The sequence below is a fragment of the Brenneria izbisi genome (assembly GCF_025840185.1).
GTDB lineage: Bacteria > Pseudomonadota > Gammaproteobacteria > Enterobacterales > Enterobacteriaceae > Brenneria > Brenneria izbisi.
This window is the reverse complement of sequence record NZ_JAMPJU010000033.1, coordinates 1-1373: the sequence shown is the minus strand read 5'-3', so window position 1 is coordinate 1373 and position 1373 is coordinate 1. Positions and strand designations below refer to the sequence as shown.

The window sequence follows — 1373 nt, the reverse complement described above, 5'->3', positions numbered from 1 at the left end:
TGAATGCTGCATCGCCGTTCCCCGGCAATCAACACGGACTGGCTAAAATGGAGCGGTAATATGCGAAGCTATTTAGTATTAAACTAAATAGCTGTTCCAAATAGTAGATCACCGTGAGGGAACTCAGTCCGAATTGTGCGATCTGATCAATCGCCAAACCAACCAAAATCACCAACCGGACTGAGCGATGCCGATCATAGCACCAATGCCCCGTAACGAACGACGCCTGATGCGGAAAACCATCCATAAAACACGTGATAAAAACCATGCACGCAGGCTCAACGCCATGCTGATGCTTCACGATGGAAACAGCGTCAGCCATGTCGCCAGAACACTTTGCTGTGCCCGCTCTTCGATAGGCCGCTGGATTAACTGGCTGACAGAATATGGTCTGGAAGGCCTGAAAATCCTGCCTTCCGGACGGCAACGACGATGGCCATTTGAACAGATATGTGCATTGTTACGCCAACTGGTCCAGCGAACGCCGGGGGATTTTGGCTACCAGCGTTCGCGCTGGAGCACAGAACTGCTGGCGATAAAAATCCGCGAGATAACAGGTTGTCAGCTTCATGCTTCTACGGTACGGAGATGGTTGCCGGCAGCCGGACTTGTCTGGCGCAGGGCTGCGCCTACCTTGCATATACGCGATCCACACAAGGAAGAAAAAATGATGGAAATCCACGGAGCACTGCAAAAATGCAGTGTGGACCATCCGGTGTTTTACGAGGACGAAGTGGATATCCATCTCAACCCCAAAATCGGTGCAGACTGGCAAGTGCGTGGTCAGCAGAAGCGCGTTGTGACACCGGGCCAGAACGAAAAATATTATCTGGCGGGAGCCCTGCACAGCGGAACAGGAAAAGTCAGCTACGTCGGGGGTAGCAGGAAAAGCTCAGCACTGTTTATCAGTCTGCTGGAACACATGAAAGCGACATACCGGCGGGCGAAAACGATCACGCTTATCGTCGATAACTACATAATCCATAAAAGCCAGCAAACGCTGAAATGGTTGAAACAGAACCCGAAGTTCAGGGTTATTTACCAGCCCGTATACTCACCGTGGGTGAATCACGTTGAACGACTGTGGCAGGCACTGCACGACACGATAACCCGAAACCACCAGTGCCGCGCCATGTGGCAACTGCTGAAAAAGGTTCGCCATTTTATGGAGACCGTCAGTCCATTCCCGGGAGGAAAACATGGACAGACCAAAGTGTAGCGGTATTAGGAACAGCTATTTAGGGATGTTCACCAACCGTGAGTTTCGCGGAAATTTTTGGAGGGGTACTCTTTATAGGAGACTGTAATTTAAATTGTGTAATTGTCTGTTTTTGATATGTTCACTCCAACAACGGAGACAGGCAAACGATGGA

At 50.3% G+C, this 1373-nt stretch carries 1 protein-coding gene; it reads left to right on the top strand.

Translation table 11 applies throughout. The annotated features are described in order from the left end of the window. Positions 1 to 187 precede the first annotated feature (187 nt). Positions 188 to 1219: an IS630 family transposase gene (locus NC856_RS17590; RefSeq protein WP_264091692.1), complete on the top strand. Its 1032-nt coding sequence runs from the start codon at positions 188 to 190 to the stop codon at positions 1217 to 1219. The last annotated feature ends 154 nt before the right edge of the window (positions 1220 to 1373 follow it).